The 20,450-nt window shown below is 42.4% G+C and carries 16 protein-coding genes and 2 pseudogenes; 11 read left to right on the forward strand and 7 right to left on the reverse strand.

The features are described 5' to 3' along the window. Positions 1 to 119: 119 nt before the first annotated feature. Positions 120 to 587, reverse strand: coding sequence for a very short patch repair endonuclease (locus KSX81_RS08630; protein WP_008645002.1), 468 nt, complete (start codon positions 585 to 587; stop codon positions 120 to 122). Between the two features lie 192 nt (positions 588 to 779). Between KSX81_RS08630 and KSX81_RS08635 the strand changes: the two genes are divergently transcribed. The 3 genes from KSX81_RS08635 (at position 780) to KSX81_RS08645 (ending at position 4,300) form a co-directional block, all read left to right on the forward strand. Beyond that, positions 780 to 2,435 (forward strand): tetratricopeptide repeat protein, encoded by a 1,656-nt coding sequence (locus KSX81_RS08635; RefSeq protein WP_217725979.1) that lies wholly within the window; start codon positions 780 to 782, stop codon positions 2,433 to 2,435. 162 nt (positions 2,436 to 2,597) lie between these two features. After that, entirely contained in the window at positions 2,598 to 3,002 is a 405-nt protein-coding gene (locus KSX81_RS08640; protein WP_008649835.1) for a hypothetical protein, read from the forward strand. A gap of 11 nt (positions 3,003 to 3,013) precedes the next feature. Then, positions 3,014 to 4,300, forward strand: a complete 1,287-nt coding sequence (locus KSX81_RS08645; RefSeq protein WP_008774574.1) for a leucine-rich repeat protein — start codon at positions 3,014 to 3,016, stop codon at positions 4,298 to 4,300. Between the two features lie 135 nt (positions 4,301 to 4,435). Here KSX81_RS08645 and KSX81_RS08650 read toward each other — a convergent pair whose 3' ends face one another. Both KSX81_RS08650 and KSX81_RS08655 read right to left on the reverse strand, forming a co-directional pair. Next, positions 4,436 to 5,143, reverse strand: a complete 708-nt coding sequence (locus KSX81_RS08650) for a TIGR02757 family protein (RefSeq protein WP_008774575.1) — start codon at positions 5,141 to 5,143, stop codon at positions 4,436 to 4,438. Positions 5,144 to 5,185: 42 nt separating this feature from the next. Further along, on the reverse strand, positions 5,186 to 6,478 hold the full coding sequence (locus tag KSX81_RS08655) for an MATE family efflux transporter (protein ID WP_004296185.1): 1,293 nt from the start codon (positions 6,476 to 6,478) through the stop codon (positions 5,186 to 5,188). Positions 6,479 to 6,917: 439 nt separating this feature from the next. Here KSX81_RS08655 and KSX81_RS08660 point away from each other — a divergent pair, with 439 nt between their 5' ends. Both KSX81_RS08660 and proC read left to right on the forward strand, forming a co-directional pair. Next, positions 6,918 to 8,231, forward strand: coding sequence for a hypothetical protein (locus KSX81_RS08660; protein ID WP_004296187.1), 1,314 nt, complete (start codon positions 6,918 to 6,920; stop codon positions 8,229 to 8,231). Between the two features lie 53 nt (positions 8,232 to 8,284). After that, on the forward strand, positions 8,285 to 9,100 hold the full coding sequence (gene proC, locus KSX81_RS08665) for a pyrroline-5-carboxylate reductase (RefSeq protein WP_004296188.1): 816 nt from the start codon (positions 8,285 to 8,287) through the stop codon (positions 9,098 to 9,100). A 92-nt stretch (positions 9,101 to 9,192) separates the two neighbouring features. Here the strand turns inward: proC and KSX81_RS08670 are convergent, their stop codons facing one another. Then, complete coding sequence (locus KSX81_RS08670) at positions 9,193 to 10,533, reverse strand: sigma-54-dependent transcriptional regulator (RefSeq protein WP_004296189.1); 1,341 nt, start codon at positions 10,531 to 10,533, stop codon at positions 9,193 to 9,195. Positions 10,534 to 10,662: 129 nt separating this feature from the next. Here KSX81_RS08670 and KSX81_RS08675 point away from each other — a divergent pair. The 5 genes and pseudogenes from KSX81_RS08675 to KSX81_RS08690 all read left to right on the forward strand — a co-directional run. Next, a pseudogene (locus KSX81_RS08675) lies at positions 10,663 to 12,321 on the forward strand (FAD-dependent oxidoreductase); the annotation flags it as partial. 117 nt (positions 12,322 to 12,438) lie between these two features. Next, positions 12,439 to 13,167: pseudogene (locus KSX81_RS29105) on the forward strand (DsrE/DsrF/DrsH-like family protein); the annotation flags it as partial. Positions 13,168 to 13,198: 31 nt separating this feature from the next. Continuing rightward, positions 13,199 to 13,552: a MarR family winged helix-turn-helix transcriptional regulator gene (locus tag KSX81_RS08680; protein WP_004296191.1), complete on the forward strand. Its 354-nt coding sequence runs from the start codon at positions 13,199 to 13,201 to the stop codon at positions 13,550 to 13,552. Between the two features lie 223 nt (positions 13,553 to 13,775). After that, positions 13,776 to 14,411 carry a DUF4136 domain-containing protein gene (locus tag KSX81_RS08685; protein WP_004307006.1) on the forward strand — a complete coding sequence of 212 codons (636 nt, stop codon included), beginning with the start codon at positions 13,776 to 13,778 and terminating at the stop codon, positions 14,409 to 14,411. Between the two features lie 15 nt (positions 14,412 to 14,426). Continuing rightward, entirely contained in the window at positions 14,427 to 15,053 is a 627-nt protein-coding gene (locus KSX81_RS08690; RefSeq protein ID WP_004296194.1) for a porin family protein, read from the forward strand. Between the two features lie 87 nt (positions 15,054 to 15,140). Here the strand turns inward: KSX81_RS08690 and KSX81_RS08695 are convergent, their stop codons facing one another. Genes KSX81_RS08695 through KSX81_RS08705 form a run of 3 tightly spaced genes read right to left on the reverse strand, consistent with a single transcriptional unit; the run spans position 15,141 to position 19,799 of the window. After that, complete coding sequence (locus KSX81_RS08695; protein ID WP_217725980.1) at positions 15,141 to 18,152, reverse strand: glycoside hydrolase family 3 N-terminal domain-containing protein; 3,012 nt, start codon at positions 18,150 to 18,152, stop codon at positions 15,141 to 15,143. Next, positions 18,149 to 18,988 carry a bifunctional metallophosphatase/5'-nucleotidase gene (locus KSX81_RS08700; protein WP_004296196.1) on the reverse strand — a complete coding sequence of 280 codons (840 nt, stop codon included), beginning with the start codon at positions 18,986 to 18,988 and terminating at the stop codon, positions 18,149 to 18,151. The genes KSX81_RS08695 and KSX81_RS08700 overlap by 4 nt, the downstream gene beginning before the upstream one ends. 25 nt (positions 18,989 to 19,013) lie before the next feature. Beyond that, positions 19,014 to 19,799: a 5'-nucleotidase C-terminal domain-containing protein gene (locus KSX81_RS08705; protein WP_004296197.1), complete on the reverse strand. Its 786-nt coding sequence runs from the start codon at positions 19,797 to 19,799 to the stop codon at positions 19,014 to 19,016. A 155-nt stretch (positions 19,800 to 19,954) separates the two neighbouring features. Between KSX81_RS08705 and rplS the strand changes: the two genes are divergently transcribed. Then, a complete protein-coding gene (rplS, locus tag KSX81_RS08710; protein ID WP_004296199.1) occupies positions 19,955 to 20,305 on the forward strand; it encodes a 50S ribosomal protein L19 in 351 nt (116 codons plus the stop codon). Positions 20,306 to 20,450: the final 145 nt, after the last annotated feature.

Consider the following 20,450-nt stretch of genomic DNA (forward strand, 5'->3'; position numbering starts at 1 on the left):
TTTATTATTTTAGGAATATCCCTAAATAGAAAACTATGAGAAGAATTTGCAATGAAGAGTTTATATTCGCGCAGAGCATTTACTCTTCACTATATCCTTTTTCTTCCCCTAATAGTCATTCAAAGAAAAGTTTCTAGACAAGTATAATTTGCATTATAGTTTTCTAATACTATCTTATTCAAAGTATATACTAACCCTTTCAAATTTTGTTCCCGGACTTTACTTTTCAATTGACATTCCCATAACAAGATAACATGCCATCCCATATTTCGGAGTTGCATTCGTTCTTTCAAATCTCGTTCTTTATTCCTTTCTATTTTTTCTTTCCAGAATTCTGTATTGGTCTTCGGCAAAACATAATATTTACACCCTTCATGTCCATGCCAGAAACAGCCATTTACAAAGATCACTGTTCTATACTTTCTTAACACAATATCAGGAGTTCCTGGCAACTTTTTCACATTAACACGAAAACGAATACCTTGGGAAAATAGATATTTCCGCACAAGAATCTCCGGCTTCGTATTTTTACTACGAATATTCGACATACACTTCCGCCGTTGCTCTTTTGTTAAAACATCTACCATACCTCAATAAAATTTAAATGCAAAAGATAAATGATTCCTAATGCAAAGATAAAAATTATCATCCATGAATTATAATATTAAACACAAAGAATGCACTCATTATCTCTTCAATCCCCATACTCTCAAAACAAGCACCGAAATATTTATGGACGCCTTTAACTAAATTCGCGATATTTTCACTACATTCACAGCATGAAATGCAGAATTATACTCAAACTATTAGCAATTCTCTTTTTTACAGGATGTTATAACAGAGAACAGATTTCCCGGCTTGATGAGGCGGAAGCACTGTTACAAAATAAGCCGGATAGTGCCTTAACAATATTACAACAACTCAAATCGGAAGGCGGCCAGGCTGAACAAGCCAGGTATGCGTTGCTTTATTCAGAGGCTTTAGACAAAAATCACATCAAAGTAACCAATGATTCGCTCATTCGCCAGGCTTGGAGCCATTATAAACATCATCCCAAAGATTTACGCCGCCAATGCAAAACTCTCTATTATTGGGGACGGGTTAAACTGCGCGCAGGAGACAAACCGGGAGCGTTACGTCTTTTCCTAGAAATTGAAGAGAAACTGAAAGATACCAATGAGCCTTATTATGCAGGACTTTTATACAGTCAAATCGGTGAAGTGTATTATGACCAAATGAACTATAGCCGGGCTTATCATTATTTTCGTGAAGCTCGCAATAACTTCCGGCAGACTGATAACACTCGTGAAGAAACAGAGGCAACTCTCGATATGGCAGCCGCAACTTTCAATTCAAAAGATATGGAGAAAGCCATGCGACTCTATTCTGCCGCACTCGATTTGGCTGATGAGCACAAGTACAATAAGTTAGCCAAAGCCAGTCTCACCAATCTTACTTCTCTCTATGTGGTGTCAGGCAAGAAACAAATTCCTCATGACCTACTGCAACGCATCGAACTCTCTGCCCGGCAAGATACGTTATACGGATACCATACATTAGTAGATGTGAATCTACTAAAAAACCGTATAGACAGCGCACGCTACTATCTGGCACTTGCAGAAACACATTCCACCGATATACGTGACATGGCAGACCTGCAATACACCGCTTATCGGATTGAAGCGCAGGCCAGAAACTTCGAGAAAGCGACAGAGAAGATACACCATTATATCTATCTGACTGACTCGCTGACACGTTCAAATATGCAATTCTCCGCCGGTATGGTGGAACGTGACTATTTCAAGGAACGCTCCAAATTTGCCGAATACCGGATGAAGAACCGTACTACCTGGGAGATTACCATAGCAAGCGTAATTTTTCTAATAATAGGGGTAGCATACTACATCATCCGTCAACGTCTGCGCCTGCAACGCGAACGTACCGACCGCTACCTGCTATTGGCGGAAGAAGCCAACACCCAATACAAAATCCTGACAGAACACATGGAAGGACAGCGCAATGCAGAAAGCCATTTAAAAGGTTTGATAGCTTCACGATTCGACATCATTGACAAACTGGGAAAGACTTACTATGAACGTGAGAATACCGCATCACAACAAGCGGCCATGTTCCACGAAGTGAAACAGATTATCACCGATTTTGCAGAGAACAATGCAATGTTGCAAGAACTGGAACTTATCGTAAATACCTGCCATGATAATGCAATGGAGAAGTTGCGGAATGATTTTCCATCAATGAAAAAAGCTGACATACGACTGCTTTGTTATATTTTTGTAGGTTTCTCTCCACAAGTAATCAGTTTGTTTATGAAAGATACGGTAGCTAATGTATATGCTCGCAAGTCACGGCTCAAATCACGTATCAAATCGGCAGAAACGGCCAATAAAGAGTTGTTTTTAGCACTTTTCGGATAGGTGTTAGACCTGTGTTAGAAATCTTAGAATACATCCTTCATAATCCATTGAATATCAATATACTTTAAATCAAAGTGTTAGATTTTCGAGATTGCATCACGACCCGAATTTGATGCAATCTTATTACTTTTGCATTCGAAAAATTAGAAAAAAGAAAAGATTATGAAGAAGATTGTTATTCTATTAAGCGCCATGCTTTTCATGGTAGCATGCGAAAAAGGAAACGAAGAAATGAAAGAAGCAAAAGTAGTGGTATCCGTTTATGATGAGAATGGAAAAATTGCAACGGGCGTTCCCGTAAAAATGTATAATGAAAAGGATTATAAGGTTTTTGAAAAAGATAATTTAACTTTGCCAACTGCAATCATACAGACAAATGAAAGTGGTATGGCCACCTTTGTACTGCCACGAGAGGAATGGTTTGCAACGCAGTCGCAACGGTTCCTGACATTCGTGGTACAAGAAGGGGGCGGCCCTAACAACTATCAGATATGGTCTTCCGGCAAAACCGTAGAAGCCGGAAAAGCCGTAAAAGTAGAAATACGTTTAACCCAATTCCCTAACTAAGCCTTTATCACATGAAGCAAACTAGACTTTATATAATTACAGCACTTTGCCTGCAAATGTTTTTGGGAACAATATTACTAAGTTGCAGCACCGAAAATGACGAATACAGGAAAGATTCACCTTCGGCAGCAAATCCTGTTGAACCCATAGAGGCTTCACTTGAAGATTTCTTCATAGAACAGCTACCCTCAAAAACAATTTATGCATTAGGAGAGAATATAGACTTAACCGGCCTTAACGTGACAGGCAAATATGATGACGGGAAACAACGGCCTGTAAAAGTTACCCCGGAACAGATCAGCGGTTTCTCTTCATCCACGCCTGTCGAAAAACAAGAAGTAACCATCACACTGGAAGGAAAACAGAAAAGCTTTTCTGTTCAGGTTTCACCCGTCCGTATAGAAAACGGAGTATTGACGGAAATATTGAAAGGATACAATGAAATCATACTTCCCAATAGCGTGAGATCAATCCCGAAAGCTGCCTTCAGCAACAGCCAAACAGCAAAGGTAGTACTCAATGAAGGATTAAAATCGATTGGAGATATGGCTTTCTTCAATTCGGCCATTCAGGAAATAGTATTTCCATCAAGCTTGGAACAGATGGAGGAAAACATTTTCTACTATTGCCGGAATTTGAAAAAAGCAGATTTAAGCCAAACGAAACTCACCAAACTTCCCGCCAGCACTTTTGTATATGCGGGCGTTGAAGAAGTGCTGCTGCCTGCGACACTAAAAGAAATCGGAGCACAGGCATTCCTTAAGACATCTCAACTGAAAACGATTGAGATTCCGGAAAATGTAAAAACAATCGGATTGGAAACATTCCGGGAAAGTAGCGTTACAACCGTGAAGTTACCGAACGGCGTTACAACCATGGCGCAAAGAGCCTTTTATTACTGCCCGGAATTGGCGGAAGTGACCACCTACGGGAGTACTTTCAATGATGACCCCGAAGCTATGATCCACCCCTATTGTCTTGAAGGATGTCCGAAATTGGCTCGCTTCGAAATACCTGAAAGTATTCGGATATTGGGACAGGGATTACTGGGTGGTAATAGGAAAGTGACCCAATTAACCATTCCGGCAAACGTCACACAGATTAATTTTTCGGCTTTCAATAATACAGGTATTAAAGAAGTAAAGGTAGAAGGGACAACACCTCCGCAGGTATTTGAAAAAGTATGGTACGGATTTCCGGATGATATTACCGTCATTCGTGTTCCTGCCGAATCTGTGGAAAAATATAAGAACGCAAATGGTTGGAGGGATTTCACAAACAAGATAACAACGTTCTAACAGTTCTCCAGTTTTTCGATTATAATCGAATAAAGTTGGTTTAATATCGACTTTTCCGGTTATAATCGAAATAACTTAAGAAAACACTATATTTTCGATAATAGCCGGAAAAATCAGTACTATTAGTTTATCTATTTAAATCTCCCCATTCACCCCCAAGCCGAACAGAGCAAAATCGCCCAGACAAGGATCATCCGGAAAGACTGTAGCCAATGCTGCCGTTATCTGACGGGCATTTTTCAAAGAAAAAGTTTCCGTATCCGTCAACTTGAAATAATGTGCTACCCGGCATACATGTGTATCTAAAGGAACAATCAAATCTCTGCGATCAAAACTTTCCCAAATCCCCAAATCGACCTCCGAATCCCGACGAATCATCCAACGCAAAAACATATTCAGTTTCTTTTGAGGACTTTTGGCAGAAACTTCAAGAAATGCACATAACTTTTCCATTGGTATTCCGGGATATAACATCAAAGCTTCCTCCAGACTTTCAAACTGTGTATAAGCTATATATAATCGCCGAAAGTATCCATAAAAATCAGCATACGACAACATCCGATAAAAGCTATTGGTTGCTCCTGAAGGAAAATCCTTCTCCCACTGGCAGGACAATACATACTGATAAGGCGAATCTCCCATTAGCCCGTGCAATTCGTCCGCTTTCTTCAAGATCTGTTTGCGATTGCCAAAACTCATAATCGCCGTCAGCAAACCGCTGACTTCGATATCCTGTTTCAGCGTATAACGATGGGGAAACTGCACCGGATCGCTTTGTATAAAGTCTGCGCGATGATACATCTCCGCACACATTAAAAGTTTATTCTTTATATCTTCAGTCATTTCGAGAAAGTATCAAGTATTGAAAGTACAAAAATACATATTCTAGTTGGATTTCCTCTTTAAGTAAATGACGGATTGTATCCCTAATAAAATAACAAAGAGATATTCTGCCGTCATATACACAGTCAGAGAAGCATGAAAACATTCACTTAACAGATACAGATAAATTAAATATACAAGAATGGTGATTAACTGGAAGATAAAGGCGAGCTTCGTCTTTCCTGTACCGGTAACAGCATTGATATAAACATATCCGGGCAGTGCAAAAGCATAATTCAACAGCATAACTATAAAAGGATAGAAAGCTAGTCTCACCAGATTATCGTTATTCGTATAAAATCCGATAACCCATTGGTTACCCCAAAGAGCCATAACTATCAATGGACCCCCCACGGCATAACCCAACCTAAGAACTTTATGGCAAACGGGAAAAAGTTCCTTCCCCTGCCCCGCCCCAATTAGATTGCTGACTAATGAACCAGTAGTGGATGCAAAAGAGTTGACAATCACAAAAAAGACGGTAGAAACACTACGAGTAATATTGGAAATAGCAAGCTCTGTCCTTCCCAGATGCTCGATAGCAACGAAGAACAGAAACCAGGGAGCAACGCTGACAAAAGAGTGAAGCATACTCCATATAGATATCCTCAACAACTTTATTAACACTTTCCCATCATAAACGACCTTCAGCCCATATTTCACTTTATCTACCCTCACCCACATATATAATAGGAGTACGATAAAAGCTCCGAACTCTGCCAAAGAAGAAGCCATCGCCGCCCCGGATATACCCAGATTCAGTTTGAATATCAGCAGATAGTTAAAAGGAATATTGATACAGATAGCCATGATAGCTGCCACGGACAATGCTTTGGTCGTTGTTATCCCTACCAGAAAAGACCGGAAAGCTAAAAAAGGAAATGAGAATAACAAACCGAAGCTACGCCAATCCAGATAATGAATCACTGCCTGATAAATTTCATCCGAAGTTATCAACCGGCACAGGATCAAGGGAGAAGCCAAATGGAGCAATAGGCAAAGAATGACTGCCATCCCCGACAGGAAATATACTCCCTGAAAAAATGTACGTCCCGTCTCTTTATAATGTTGTTCCCCATTTCTCCGGGCAATCATCACCTGCAGCCCGATGCTGAATCCGAAGCCCAGCATATAAACAGCTAAATAATAGATTCCGGCAAGCGCAGAAGCTCCCAGTTCGACTTCTCCCACATGCCCCAGGAAAATAGCGTCGGTAATATTGATTAATTGTTCCATCAGAATGCTCATCATCACAGGAAAGTTGATGAGCCATATTTGCTTATATGTATAATTCATTGCTCAACTTAAAAATAACACGATACGGTATACCACATCATAGCAGCACACAGTTCCGTAAATTTATAAAAATGGATATAAAACTCTTTGGCAGGCGAGTAGTTGCCTGTCGGATAGCTGAATAGCCCTGTTAGAAATGATGCTATTCGTTGAGCGTAGCTATATGCAGAGTTTCATAAATGGATGAATATTGCTGGTTTATCAATCAATTACGCAACAAAGATAAGAAATCTTATTTTCATATCCCAATGTGGTATGGTATTAGCAGATTACTTATAGTAAAGAAATGTATTAAAAACATTGATTGCAACATTAACAGATTGATTTATACAGATATACCATATTCTAAAGCTAAGGAATGATTCTTAAATATCTTTCTCTTTTGAAAAAAGGCATATCATTTTGAAAAGAGTAGTAACCAATAAATAACCAGATAACAATGAAAGTTTGTAAATTCGAGAAAATTAAAGATGAGGATGAAATGAAGCAAGTAATCAATTGTATTCAGAAAGAACATCCTTATGTAGCTGTAGTCCCTATATTGGCACAATTACAGGAGTGGTTACAGGCTATTTCCATCAGTTGGTTTCACGAAGAAGATGAAGTTTCTCATACCACAGTCAATGCCATCGAAGCATATTGCTGTACCCTTGCCAATCATCTCATTACAGATTCGCACTTAAATCAGGAAATTAAAAACCGGATTCTGGAGTGTATAAAGAAAATACATATACTTGTAGAAGACAAAGCAGATTTACTGATTGATAAAATGATAAAAGCGGAAATATACGGATTATCCAGCGATTTATTCACTTATTGCTTACGTCAACAGGGTCTTCGTGCCCAAACATTAGATACCGGCAAACTTATACAGATCAACCTGGAAAGAAAGCCGGACATCCCATATATTCAAGAATCTATCCAACAATACATTGACGAGAACCGGAATGTAGATATTTTTATCGCCCCACTTTCCATTTGCAGAAATGTGTATGGTGAAATAGACTTCATGAGCGAACAACGCAATGATTACTATGCAACAGTGCTTGCCACCCTATTCAAAGCGGACGAAATACTGTTATCCACCCCTATCAATCATATCTACGCAAACCGGAATTGCCTGCGAGAACAACATTCACTAACTTACATAGAAGCCGAACAACTGATTAACAGCGGAGTACACCTGCTCTACGCAGATTGTATCACCCTTGCGGCACGCTCCAATATAGTTATCCGCCTAACCGATACACACGATCTGTCAACAGAACGACTCTATATATCTTCCCATGACACAGGCAACAGTGTCAAGGCCATCCTCTCACAGGATTCGGCTACTTTTGTGCGTTTTACCTCATTGAATGTATTGCCCGGATATTTGTTTATGGGTAAGATATTGGAAGTTATCAACAAATATCAAATCAATGTCATCTCAATGGCCTCATCCAATGTATCCATCTCGATGATGCTGACAGCCAGCCGGGACACCCTGCGAATCATTCAAAGGGAACTACATAAATATGCCGAAATGGTTATGGACGAAAATATGTCTGTAATACATATCATCGGCTCCCTTCATTGGGAACGCACACAAGTAGAAAGTCATATTATGGATACTATCAAAGATATCCCCGTATCTCTCATTTCTTATGGAGGAAGCGATCATTGTTTCACACTATCTGTACATACCACAGATAAAAACAGACTGATTAGTTCGCTATCCAGACAATTTTTTGAGAGGCAGTGCGCAGCCTGATTCAAAGCCGGATAAAAAGAGACATCTGAAAGCCAAATAAAAAAAATAAAGAGATGAAAATAGCTATTATAGGAGCCGGACACATAGGGAGTGCAATCGTCACTTGTCTGGCGCAAGGACATCTTTACAATGAGAAAGACATTATTGTCTCCAATCCAAACATTGATAAACTGGAGAGACTGCAAGAACATTTCCCTGCAATACACATAACGACCGATAACCAACAAGCCATATCGGAAGCCGAAGTAATCGTCCTCGCCATCAATCCCTGGAAAGTAGATGAAGTATTGTCTCCTCTACGTTTCTCACGTACACAAATCCTCGTATCTCTCGTGTCCGGAGTATGTATCTCCCACCTGGCTCATTTGACAGAAGCCGAGATGCCTATCTTTCGGGCAGTTCCCAATATGGCCATTACAGAACGTTCCAGCCTCACTTTGATAGCTTCCCGCGGAACCGATAAAGAATATCAGCAATTAATAAAACAGATATTTGAAGAAGGAGGAAAATGCCTGTTCCTGCAAGAGAAACAACTAGATACCACTTCCGCATTAACCTCCAGCGGAATAGCTTTCGCCTTAAAATATATGCAAGCGGTTATGCAGGCAGGGATTGAGCTAGGAATTCCCGGCAAGGATGCCATGCAAATGGCAGCGTATAGCATGGAAGGAGCGACAGAACTGATTCTGAATCATAACACTCATCCATTGCTGGAAATAGAGAAAGTAACCACTCCGGGTGGAACCACTATAAAAGGATTGAACGAACTGGAGCACAAAGGCTTCACTTCTTCTATTATTCAAGCCATCAAAAGCAGTGCCACAACTTTGATTGATAAAGAGGAAGAAGATGTAAAAATCTTCCGGTAGTCCTTATGGTATGGTTTCTCAAGTCCTTTTTGCCTATTTTGAAATGCTATATATCCCAAAGACAGCATAAAAGGACTTAAGAAAATATATGCTTAGATTTTATATTCCTCTATCTTCCGGTACAGGGTGGTAAGTCCGATTTTCAACAAACGGGCAGCTTCCGTTTTATTCCCCTTTGTATATTCCAACACACGTGCAATATGTCTGCGTTCCATTGCGGCCAACTCAAAACTGCCTACACTATCATCCGAACATTCATAATGAGTGTTTTGGATTTCCAAAGGAAGATCACAAATATCCAGTCGCCCCCCTTCACACACAATCAGGCTACGCTCAATCACATTTCTCAATTCACGGATGTTCCCTTTCCACGGCTGTTGTTCCAGCGCTTCCAGAAAAGCGGGAGTCATCTCATTGATGGCATACGAAAGTTTTTCGGAGAAACTTTTGGCAAAAGCAGTTGCAAGAATTCTGATATCACCGGTACGTTCACGAAGCGAAGGAAGATGCACCTGAAAAACCGAAAGACGATAAAACAAGTCTTCACGGAAATGTCCTGCTTTGATCTCCTCCTGCAGGTTGCGGTTGGTAGCAGCAATGATACGCACATTGACTCTTGTCGGCTTGGTATCACCGATCTTTATATATTCTCCCGTTTCAAGGATACGCAGTAACTTTGCCTGCAGTTCGAAAGCCATCTCTCCGATTTCATCCAGAAAGATCGTTCCGTTATTAGCTTCTTCAAAAAGTCCTTTCTTATCCTTCAGCGCACCGGTAAACGAGCCAGCCTTATGTCCGAACATCTCGCTTTCGAGCAGTTCTTTACTGAAAGACGAACAGTTGACCGCCACAAAATTCTGTTTGCTCCGTTTACTACTATAATGTATAGCTTGCGCAAAGACTTCCTTTCCTGTTCCTGTTTCCCCCGTCAGTAATACGGGAACATCTGTCACAGACACTTTCTGCGCCAGAGATACAGCCTCTTTCAACACCTTTGACTCACCCAGAATAGAATCGAACGAGTACATCTGCCCGACTTTCTTTTCCAGTTTTTCCAAACGGACATTCATCTTTGCTTTCTCCACGGCACGGCTGATTAAAGGAATAATCTTGTTATTATCATCTCCTTTCGTTATATAATCAAATGCACCGTTTTTAATAGCCTGCACCCCGTCGGGAATATTGCCGTGAGCAGTAAGAAGAATCACCTCTACATTGGGAGCTATTTTCTTGATGTTCAACACCAGATCTACTCCGTTTCCATCAGGAAGAAAAACATCGCATAAAGCTACGTCGGGCGATTGAATTTCCAGTTGTTTGAGGGCAGCTTTGCAATCACCTGCCTGACACACTTCATAGCCCTCAAGTTCCAGCATACGAGCTAAAAGGCTGCGAATCTGGACTTCATCGTCAATAATAAGAATTTTATTCATACAATTTATCTACATTAAATAGAAGAATGAAAAACAGGGTGCGCAAATATAGTTTTTTTATCTGAATCCATGAACATTTCTTCCATACAGTTTGTTCTTTCCACAGGAAACTATTTACGCTATAAACAGATGAAAATAATTATTATTGGGGGAGTTGCAGGAGGAGCCACCACTGCTGCCCGAATCAGACGAGTAGATGAAACAGCTGAAATTGTCCTTTTAGAAAAAGGAAAGTACATATCATACGCCAATTGTGGCCTACCCTATTATATAGGGGGAGTGATAGAGGAACGGGATAAATTGTTCGTGCAAACGCCCGAAGCCTTTTCTACACGCTTTCGCGTAGATGTACGTACAGAAAACGAAGCGATTTTCATTGACCGGAAAAGAAAGACAGTGACCATCCGGCAAAGCAGTGAAGATACTTATGAAGAGAGCTATGATAAGTTAGTCATATCTACCGGAGCCTCTCCGGTACGCCCCCCTCTTCCCGGAATCGACCTAAGTGGAATTTTCACACTAAGAAATGTCACCGACACAGATCGGATCAAAGAATATATCAAGAGCCACGCCCCACGAAAAGCCGTTGTCGTAGGAGCCGGATTTATCGGCCTTGAAATGGCGGAAAACTTACATGCACAGGGAGCGAAAGTATCGATTGTGGAAATGGGCAATCAAGTGATGGCCCCTATTGATTTTTCGATGGCATCACTTGTTCATCAACATCTGATGGATAAAGGAGTAAACCTCTATTTGGAGCAAGCTGTCGCCTCTTTTAGCCGGGATGGAAGAGGATTGAAAGTTACTTTCAAGAATGGCCAGTCAATCTCTGCCGACATCGTTATTCTATCTATCGGCGTACGTCCGGAAACCAATCTGGCACGGGCTGCCGAACTGACTATCGGTCCTGCAGGAGGTATCGCTGTAAACGATTACCTGCAAACCTCTGACGAGTCTATTTATGCCATCGGTGACGCGATCGAGTTCCGCCACCCGATCACGGGCAAACCCTGGCTCAACTATCTCGCCGGACCCGCCAACCGTCAGGGACGCATCGTTGCGGACAATGTCCTCGGAGCAAAGATTCCTTACGAAGGCTCTATCGGTACTTCAATCGCAAAGGTTTTCGACATGACCGTTGCTTCAACCGGCTTACCCGGCAAGCGTCTGCGTCAGGAAGAGATAGACTATATGTCGTCTACCATTCATCCCGCTTCCCATGCCGGTTACTATCCGGATGCCATGCCGATGAGCATTAAAATCACTTTCGATAAAAAGACAGGAAGATTGTATGGCGGACAAATCGTTGGTTACGATGGGGTGGACAAACGGATTGACGAACTCGCACTTGTCATCAAGCACGAGGGAACAATCTACGATCTGATGAAAGTTGAACAAGCGTATGCTCCTCCGTTCTCTTCGGCCAAAGATCCGGTAGCACTGGCAGGATATGTAGCTGAAGATATCATCACAGGCAAAAACAATCCTGTGTATTGGAGAGAATTGCGAGACATTGAAATGGAAAATAAGTTCCTATTGGATGTCCGCACCCCGGATGAATTTTCATTGGGTAGCTTACCGGGTGCCGTGAATATTCCGTTGGATGAACTTCGCGACCGGTTGGCAGAATTACCGAAAGATAAAATGATTTATACATTTTGTGCAGTCGGGTTACGGGGGTATCTTGCTTACCGTATACTGACACAACACGGATTTGACAAGGTACGTAATCTCTCGGGAGGATTAAAGACTTATCGGGCTGCCACTACTCCCATCATCATACGGGAAGAAAATGGAAACGAAATAGACGAATCACCCATACAAAAGGAAACCGCTTCCCAAACCAGTCAACCCAACGTTTCTACAGCTCCCATCACTGCTGCAGCTGATGCTTCCGCTACCTCTGCCAAAACAGTCCGGGTGGATGCCTGCGGGTTACAGTGTCCCGGTCCGATTCTGAAAATGAAGAAAACAATGGATACACTGGTTTCAGGCGAACGGGTGGAAATCACCTCTACCGATCCGGGTTTTCCGCGCGACGCCGCCGCATGGTGCAGTTCGACGGGTAATCAATTGATTTCGAAAGATACCTCCGGAGGAAAATCTATTGTTGTCATAGAAAAAGGAGAACCAAAATCGTGCAATATTGTTACTTCATGTGAGGGCAAAGGAAAAACCTTCATCATGTTCAGTGATGATTTGGATAAAGCCTTGGCTACTTTTGTACTGGCAAACGGCGCAGCGGCTACAGGACAAAAAGTCACCATCTTCTTTACTTTCTGGGGACTGAACGTTATCAAGAAGTTGCACAAACCGGAAACCGAAAAGGATATTTTCGGAAAAATGTTTGGTATGATGCTGCCTTCCAGCTCCAAGAAACTGAAACTTTCTAAGATGAGCATGGGCGGAATGGGCGGAAAAATGATGCGGTATATCATGAACAAGAAAGGGATTGATTCACTGGAATCTTTGCGCCGGCAAGCTTTGGAAAACGGTGTGGAATTTATCGCTTGCCAGATGTCAATGGATGTGATGGGAGTAAAACAAGAAGAACTTCTGGATGAGGTGACCATTGGCGGCGTAGCAACGTATATGGAACGGGCGGATAACGCAAACGTTAATCTATTTATTTAAAAAATGAACTAATAAAATATTCAAATAAGGTATGAAAACAATATGTGCAATGCGTGATGTATTCAAAGCAATGGGAAACTTTGAAACAGCATTTGAAAAAATGTACCAGATAACGCTAAATGAAGCAATGATATTGTGTGCCCTCAAAGAGGCATCGGAGAAAGTGACGGCTACCAATCTGTCCAAGCAAACCGAGCTAAGCCCCTCACACACATCCAAAATGCTGCGAATACTGGAGGAAAAAGGGCTGATCGTCCGGTCGCTCGGAAGTGAAGACCGGAGACAGATGTACTTCCACCTGACCCATACGGGCAAGCAACGAGTAAATGAACTGGAACTTGATAAGGTAGAGATACCCGATCTACTTAAACCCCTGTTTAAATAAACGGATTTTCAAACAATTATCTGTAAATAATGAACGGTGAGCAAACTCCCTGATAATGGGGCAGAGTGCTCACCGTTTTTCTTTAAACAGGGCAAAAGATATATGTTAATTTTCCGGCAAAAGAAATTTCCATCTGAACCTTTTTCCACCTTTCTTGTTGTTTCTATCAAAAGCCCAAGGTACCTGGGCGCGATTTTTATATAACCTAAACATTATAAAAGATATGAAGAAATTAATTCCTATTTTATTGGCGGTCTTTGCACTCGCTTCATGTGAAAAAGACCCGGACATGGGTAAGCTGGATGACAATTATCTGGTATACACTAACTATGACAAGAAAGCCGATTTCAAAGTTCCTACATTCTATCTGGCACCCCAGATTCTGGTGATTAGTGACAGTAAAGAACCGGAATATCTCGAAGGTGAAGGCGCAGAACAAATTCTGGCTGCTTATACAGACAATATGGTAGCCAGAGGCTACGAAGCAGCAGCAGACCAAGAAAGTGCAGATCTTGGTATCCAAGTGAGCTACATCGCAAGTACTTATTATTTCACCAGCTACACACAACCTGAATGGTGGTGGGGTTATCCCGGATACTGGGGACCTGGCTACTGGGGTGGCAACTGGGGTGGTGGATGGTACTACCCGTACGCTGTAACTTATAGTTATAGCACCAACTCCTTCCTGACAGAAATGGTGAACTTGAAAGCCGAACAGGGAGACAGTAAAAAACTACCTGTTGTATGGACAAGTTATCTGACCGGATTTGAAACTGGTTCCAAAGCTATCAACCGTACTCTTGCAGTAGAAGCTGTCAACCAATCATTTACACAGTCACCTTATCTTACTAACAAATAATCAACTACAACTGTTATGAAAACAAGAAAAAATATATACTTCAAGGTAGTAGCCTTGGCGGCTATTGCCATCGCCTTCGCCATGCCGGCTAAGGCACAGCTATCAGACAATGGATATGCGAATATCGACTGGCAGTTCAATGCTCCGCTAAGTAATCACTTTGCAGATAAAGCAAGCGGTTGGGGTATGAACTTTGAAGGTGGTTATTTCGTGACTCCTAACATTGGCTTGGGACTTTTCCTCAACTATCACAGCAACCACGAATATGTAGGTCGCGAAACCTTCCAGATGGGTGCCGGTGAAGTGACTACCGATCAGCAACATACCATTTTCCAATTGCCTTTCGGTGCCGCTGCACGTTACCAATGGAATCGCGGTGGATCTTTCCAACCTTATGTCAGTGCTAAATTAGGTGCTGAATATGCTAAAATCCGCTCTAATTTCAGCATGTTGGAAGCAAGAGAAAACAGTTGGGGATTCTATGCTTCTCCTGAAGTAGGTATCAATGTATTCCCATGGGTTTACGGACCGGGCTTGCACTTTGCTTTGTACTACAGCTATGGTACCAACAAAGCTGATGTACTGCATTACAGTGTAGATGGATTGAGCAACTTCGGTTTCCGCCTGGGTGTATCGTTCTAAAAAGAACTGCAACTATCAGAATATTACGTTAATAATAAAAAAGGTAAAAGGTAGCTTTTAATATAGATACCTTTTACCTTTCTTTTTTTATTTTTTCTTCATCGCATCATAAATAGCTCCCTGTATTCGCTCACGAATGTGCAGCTGGTTCAATTTGCGGTTCGTTACGTCCGGATAAATCCGGTTGCTAAGGAATACATAAACCAGTTCATTGACCGGGTCCACCCAGGCACATGTACCGGTAAATCCGGTATGGCCATACACTTCGGCAGGTGCGGCAGGCGCACAATTTCCTTTCTTCGAATCGTCTGCATCCGGCTTGTCAAAGCCTAAGCCACGCCGGCTGATCTTCGAGGTTTCAGTAGTAAACAGCTGGCAAGTTTCTTTGCTAAGATAACGTTGTCTATCTATTTCTCCACCATTCAGCAACATCTGATAAACGCGGGCTACATCACGGGCAGTAGAGAAAAGTCCGGCATTTCCAGCCAATCCGCCAAAGAAAGCGGAAGCCTCATCATGTACAAATCCCAGCAAAGTCTCTTTACGCAAGAAACGGTCTTTATTAGAAGGAACAATTTCCGATTTGGCAAAGCGGCGTAAAGGCAGGTAACCTGTATGTTCCAACCCCATCGGCTCATAAAACTCACGTTGCAAATAGGCTTCCATAGGCATACCGGCCAGTTGTTCCACCAACATTCCCAAGAGTATAAATCCGACATCACTATATACATAGCGCTTCTGCTTTAACGGAGCTTCTGCAATTTTCTCTTCTATCACCTTTCGGAAAGAACGGTTTAACCACAAACTGTCACAGATCTGAACAGTATAATCACCGGTCTTGACCGGAGAAATATATTCACTCTTGAATTTGAATTTCGGATTCGCCCACGTAGTCGTACCAATCTGTACCGGATGGTGGACATCTTTACGTGCGCTGAACAATCTTCCGTCATAGCTATCCTTATCGATGGCTTCCTGATAAAAAGGAATCCAGGAAGGTAAACCGGACTGATGATACAGAATTTCCTGAATCGTTATATCTTTCTTATCAGTACGTTGCAAGAACGGCAAATGATCCGAAATTTTATCTGTCAGATTAAAACGTCCCTTATCGTAGAGTTTCATAATGGCAAGCAAGGTACCCGTCGTTTTTGAAAGGGAAGCCAGATCGTAGATATTCGTAGATTCGACACGAGGACTTCCTTTACCCGTATAAGTACCGAAAGCCTTGTCGAACATAATATGACCGTTTTTCAGTACCACCACCTGGCAACCAGGATAGGCTCCCTGACGAATACCATCCAATGCAATGGAATCAATCCGTTTTAGATGAGCAGAGGAAAGCCCGTATTCTTCCGGAACGAAATGCAACGGCGTTTTAGGGGTAATAGTCACTCCTGCTCCCGTTGGGAACAGTTCTCCCAGACTTGCCGACAACTGTCCGTCTGCAGATGCCTTGGCAAATAGCACATCTGCCACCTGGCGCTGCACGTCACTACTATAGCTATGTCCCAGCACCACCGCCGAAGCATGAGCCACCGCGCGCTGAATCTGCAACATCATCTTCCCGGGAGTAAAAAACAGATAAATGGCCGGGCTTTCGGGAACAAACTTAGCAAAGAAAGGCTGATAAGGAGCCAGCCGCTGTTCACTGACGGCTACAATAATCCGTTTATAGGTAGACAAAGAATCACGCAACCGCTGATTTTCCTCTTCCGTCTGATTGGCACGAAGGGAAAAACGAGCCAAAGACGTATAGCGGGAAAGTTGTTTCGCCAACGCATCAGTTTCTCCGGGATCTCCTACCTCGAGCAATGCAATCGTCTGCTCTTTGTCTGTATGCAAAGGGAGAATATGATTCTTGTTGTTCAGAACTGTTATTGCCGCTAAATTCAACCGGCGAACCAAATCACGCGTTTGCGGACTGTTAATCCGTTGTTCCAGACCGGATAATTGTACATACGACTTTTTCTTCAGTCCCAACACATATTTATAAGTCAAGACCTTACGACATTTGCTTTCAATATCTTCGCGGGTCAACTCTCCTTTTTCAATGGCTTCCAGTACGGCCGGTATCTCTTCCTTCAAGTTTCGGGGAGACAATACCATGTCATTACCAGCTTTCAAAGCCTGCAAACTGACATTTCCATTTCCCGCCACTCCTTTCATGGCAAGCGCATCCGTAAATATGAGTCCTTTGAACGCCAACTCATCTGTCAGCAAATCATATACGACATTGCGGGACAAGGAAGACGGAAGTCCACCAATCGGTTCTATCACCGGAACTTGCAAATGTCCTACCATCATACCGCCCAATCCGGCACGGATGGCTTCTTTAAAAGGATAAAGTTCCACACTGTCCAGACGCTCACGAGTGAAAGGAAGTACCGGAAGCGCCTTATGCGAATCAACATCGGTATCTCCATGTCCGGGAAAATGTTTGCACACAGATAAAACCCCTCCGCTTTCCAAACCGGAAGCATAAGCGATAACCTTATCAGCCACCTGTATCGGATCTTCTCCAAAAGAACGGGTATTGATTACGGGATTTTCAGGATTTATATTCACGTCCGCCACCGGAGCAAAGTTGACCTGTACTCCAATCTGTCGGCATTGACGAGCAACTTCACGCCCGTATTCATAGAGCAGCTTGTTGTCACGGATACATCCCAATACCATATTCCGTGGAAAAACAGGCATACCACGCAAACGCATGGCCAGCCCCCATTCTCCATCAAAGGTAATCATCAAAGGGACTTTTGCCTGCCGTTGCGCCCGGTTTGTCAGTTCAACCTGATTTTGCATCTTCCCACCGGAAAAGAGAAGTCCGCCCACTTTATAGGTGTCGATTACTTCGCGCAACAGTTCCAGGTTTCGTTTGGTATCTACCGGGGCAATGGTATAGATGAACAACTGCCCTACCTTTTCTTTAAAGGAAAGCTTATCCATAACCGAATCAACCCAGTGCCGGCAGTCTTTGTCCTGAAGGGCTTTATACACCAGCAGAGGTTCAACGGTTGTAGCATTCTGCGCCGGACTTGAAACCGTGCCGGCCGCAATAAGGAATAAAAGCGTTGCTATTGAGGGGATTATCTTCATTTATGTTTTAAAGTCAAATCGAGACGGCCTACACGAACACCATTTTTTCCCGTGTGCATAACAGGCACCTCTTTTCCGTCCATATTCAAGTATATTTTGGGCCCTTTCATAAATGTATGAGAGTGCCCGCCCAGAATCACGTCGATATTGCGTGTTCCGGCAACCAGATGTTCATCCATTTGAATGCCCAGATGAGACAGGCATACTACCAAATCACAACCTTCTTCGTCTTTCAACAAAGCAGCTATTTCGTTGGATACGCGGACAGGATCTTCATAAACGACTCCTTCGCATTTATTAGCCTGAATCATCCCTTCGGGTTGGGTTCCAAGGCCAAACACACCAATTCTCAAACCATATTTCTCAAGAACGACGTAGGGTTTAACTATATCTTTCAATACCGTAGCATCCAGATTATAGTTGGCACAAACAACCGGGAAATTAGCCATCTTGAAAATACGTTCCATATTATCCACATCGAAATCAAACTCATGGTTACCGATAGTCATAGCATCGTAACCCATTTCATTCATTAGTTTAACTTCCACTTCTCCGCGGAACATATTATAATAAGGTGTTCCCTGAGAAATATCTCCGCAGTCGAAAAGCAGCACATTCTTATGCTCCTTGCGGAACTGTTCGAGAAAAACAGCCCGGCGAAGAAAACCACCTTTATTATAGTATTCGTCCCCCTTCTGATTGACAGGTTCGATACGACTATGCACATCGCTTGTTTGTAAAATAATCACTTCTTTGGTATCCTTATCCTGCGCAAAAATTGAGAAAGTAAAGCTCAATGCAAGACATAACAGGAATAATATCTGAATTCTTTTCATATTCAATATTTTTAGATTCTCCTTTTTATTTTATGCTAATACGTCCATCCAGTTTGGAGGTAATCGCTTTGCCTTCGGCAGTCTGTTTGCGTACATAATCAAGAAATAGTCCGCGTAAGGTTGCGTCTTCGGGGCATACTCTCTTTTCTGCCTGCAGGAAAGCATCCATCCGTCCATTTCCATCTGCCAGATAGTCGATAGTGGCCACCGTGTAAAGCTGGTCATCCTTTAGTGGTTTTTCACCGACAAAGGCGTTCAGCAACTTTCCATTTTTGGTGATTTCAAGGCGGATACCGCTCACTCCTTCTCCGTGCAGAGATGCAATCGCTTCAAAAAGACGTCTCAAGTCTGTTCCTTTCATAGTCAGTACGCAAAGAGAATTCTCAAAAGGAAGAATTTCAAACACATCGCCTACCGTGATATCTCCTTCGGGCAAGATATTACGCAAGCCGCCCATATTTACCAATCCCATATCAGCAGGTTTCCCCAACACCTGAACAGCCGCTTGCTGCAAAACACCTGCAACAAGGTTGGAAAGTAAACTTTCGGGACCTCCTTTGTCCATTTTCATCGCACTGGTGCCGATGACTTCATACATCATCGCATCCACCTTTTCCTTATAAGGCTTTAAGATTTCGGCAGCTTTCGCGTTGGGATGGGTGTCCCAAACAGAATCAATCGTTATCATGCTGCCCTCTACTTTAGTTATTTCGTACTGAGCCGTAGTCTCGCGTGCGGTCCGGCAGGAAGTAAACAGGAAGCCTCCTGCCAACGCTGCCACCATCAGATACTTTGCATAAGTCTGTTTCATGTTCGCTATTTTTAGATATGCTACAAATATACAAAAACATTTGGCTATCTGGCAAATAATTCGTTACTTTGCACCGCTTTCGCGCAATCGCTGTCAAGAGAAGAGATACTTGGTATGTTGCGTTGTAACGATGAAACAATTTAATAATAACAACAATGGATTTAATTAAAATTGCAGAAGAAGCATTTGCTACCGGAAAACAGCACCCGAGCTTCAAAGCAGGAGACACTGTAACAGTAGCATATCGTATTATCGAGGGTAACAAAGAACGTGTACAGTTGTACCGTGGTGTTGTTATCAAAATCGCCGGTCACGGAGACAAGAAACGTTTTACTGTACGTAAAATGTCAGGAACTATAGGCGTAGAAAGAATTTTCCCAATCGAATCACCGGCTATCGATAGCATCGAAGTGAACAAGGTAGGTAAAGTTCGTCGCGCTAAATTGTACTACCTGCGCGCTCTTACTGGTAAGAAAGCTAGAATCAAAGAAAAAAGAGCTAACTAATAAGCCGAACTTTTCGATTCGAAATAAAAAAGGGAACTTCATTATGAGGTTCCCTTTTTTATTGTATATTTTCTCAAACATTCTCATGCCTATGAGAATATTTTCTCACTCCGGTGAGAATAACCCTTTGTCTGAATAAGCCGTA

This window comes from Bacteroides sp. MSK.18.37 (assembly GCF_019129155.2).
GTDB lineage: Bacteria > Bacteroidota > Bacteroidia > Bacteroidales > Bacteroidaceae > Bacteroides > Bacteroides ovatus.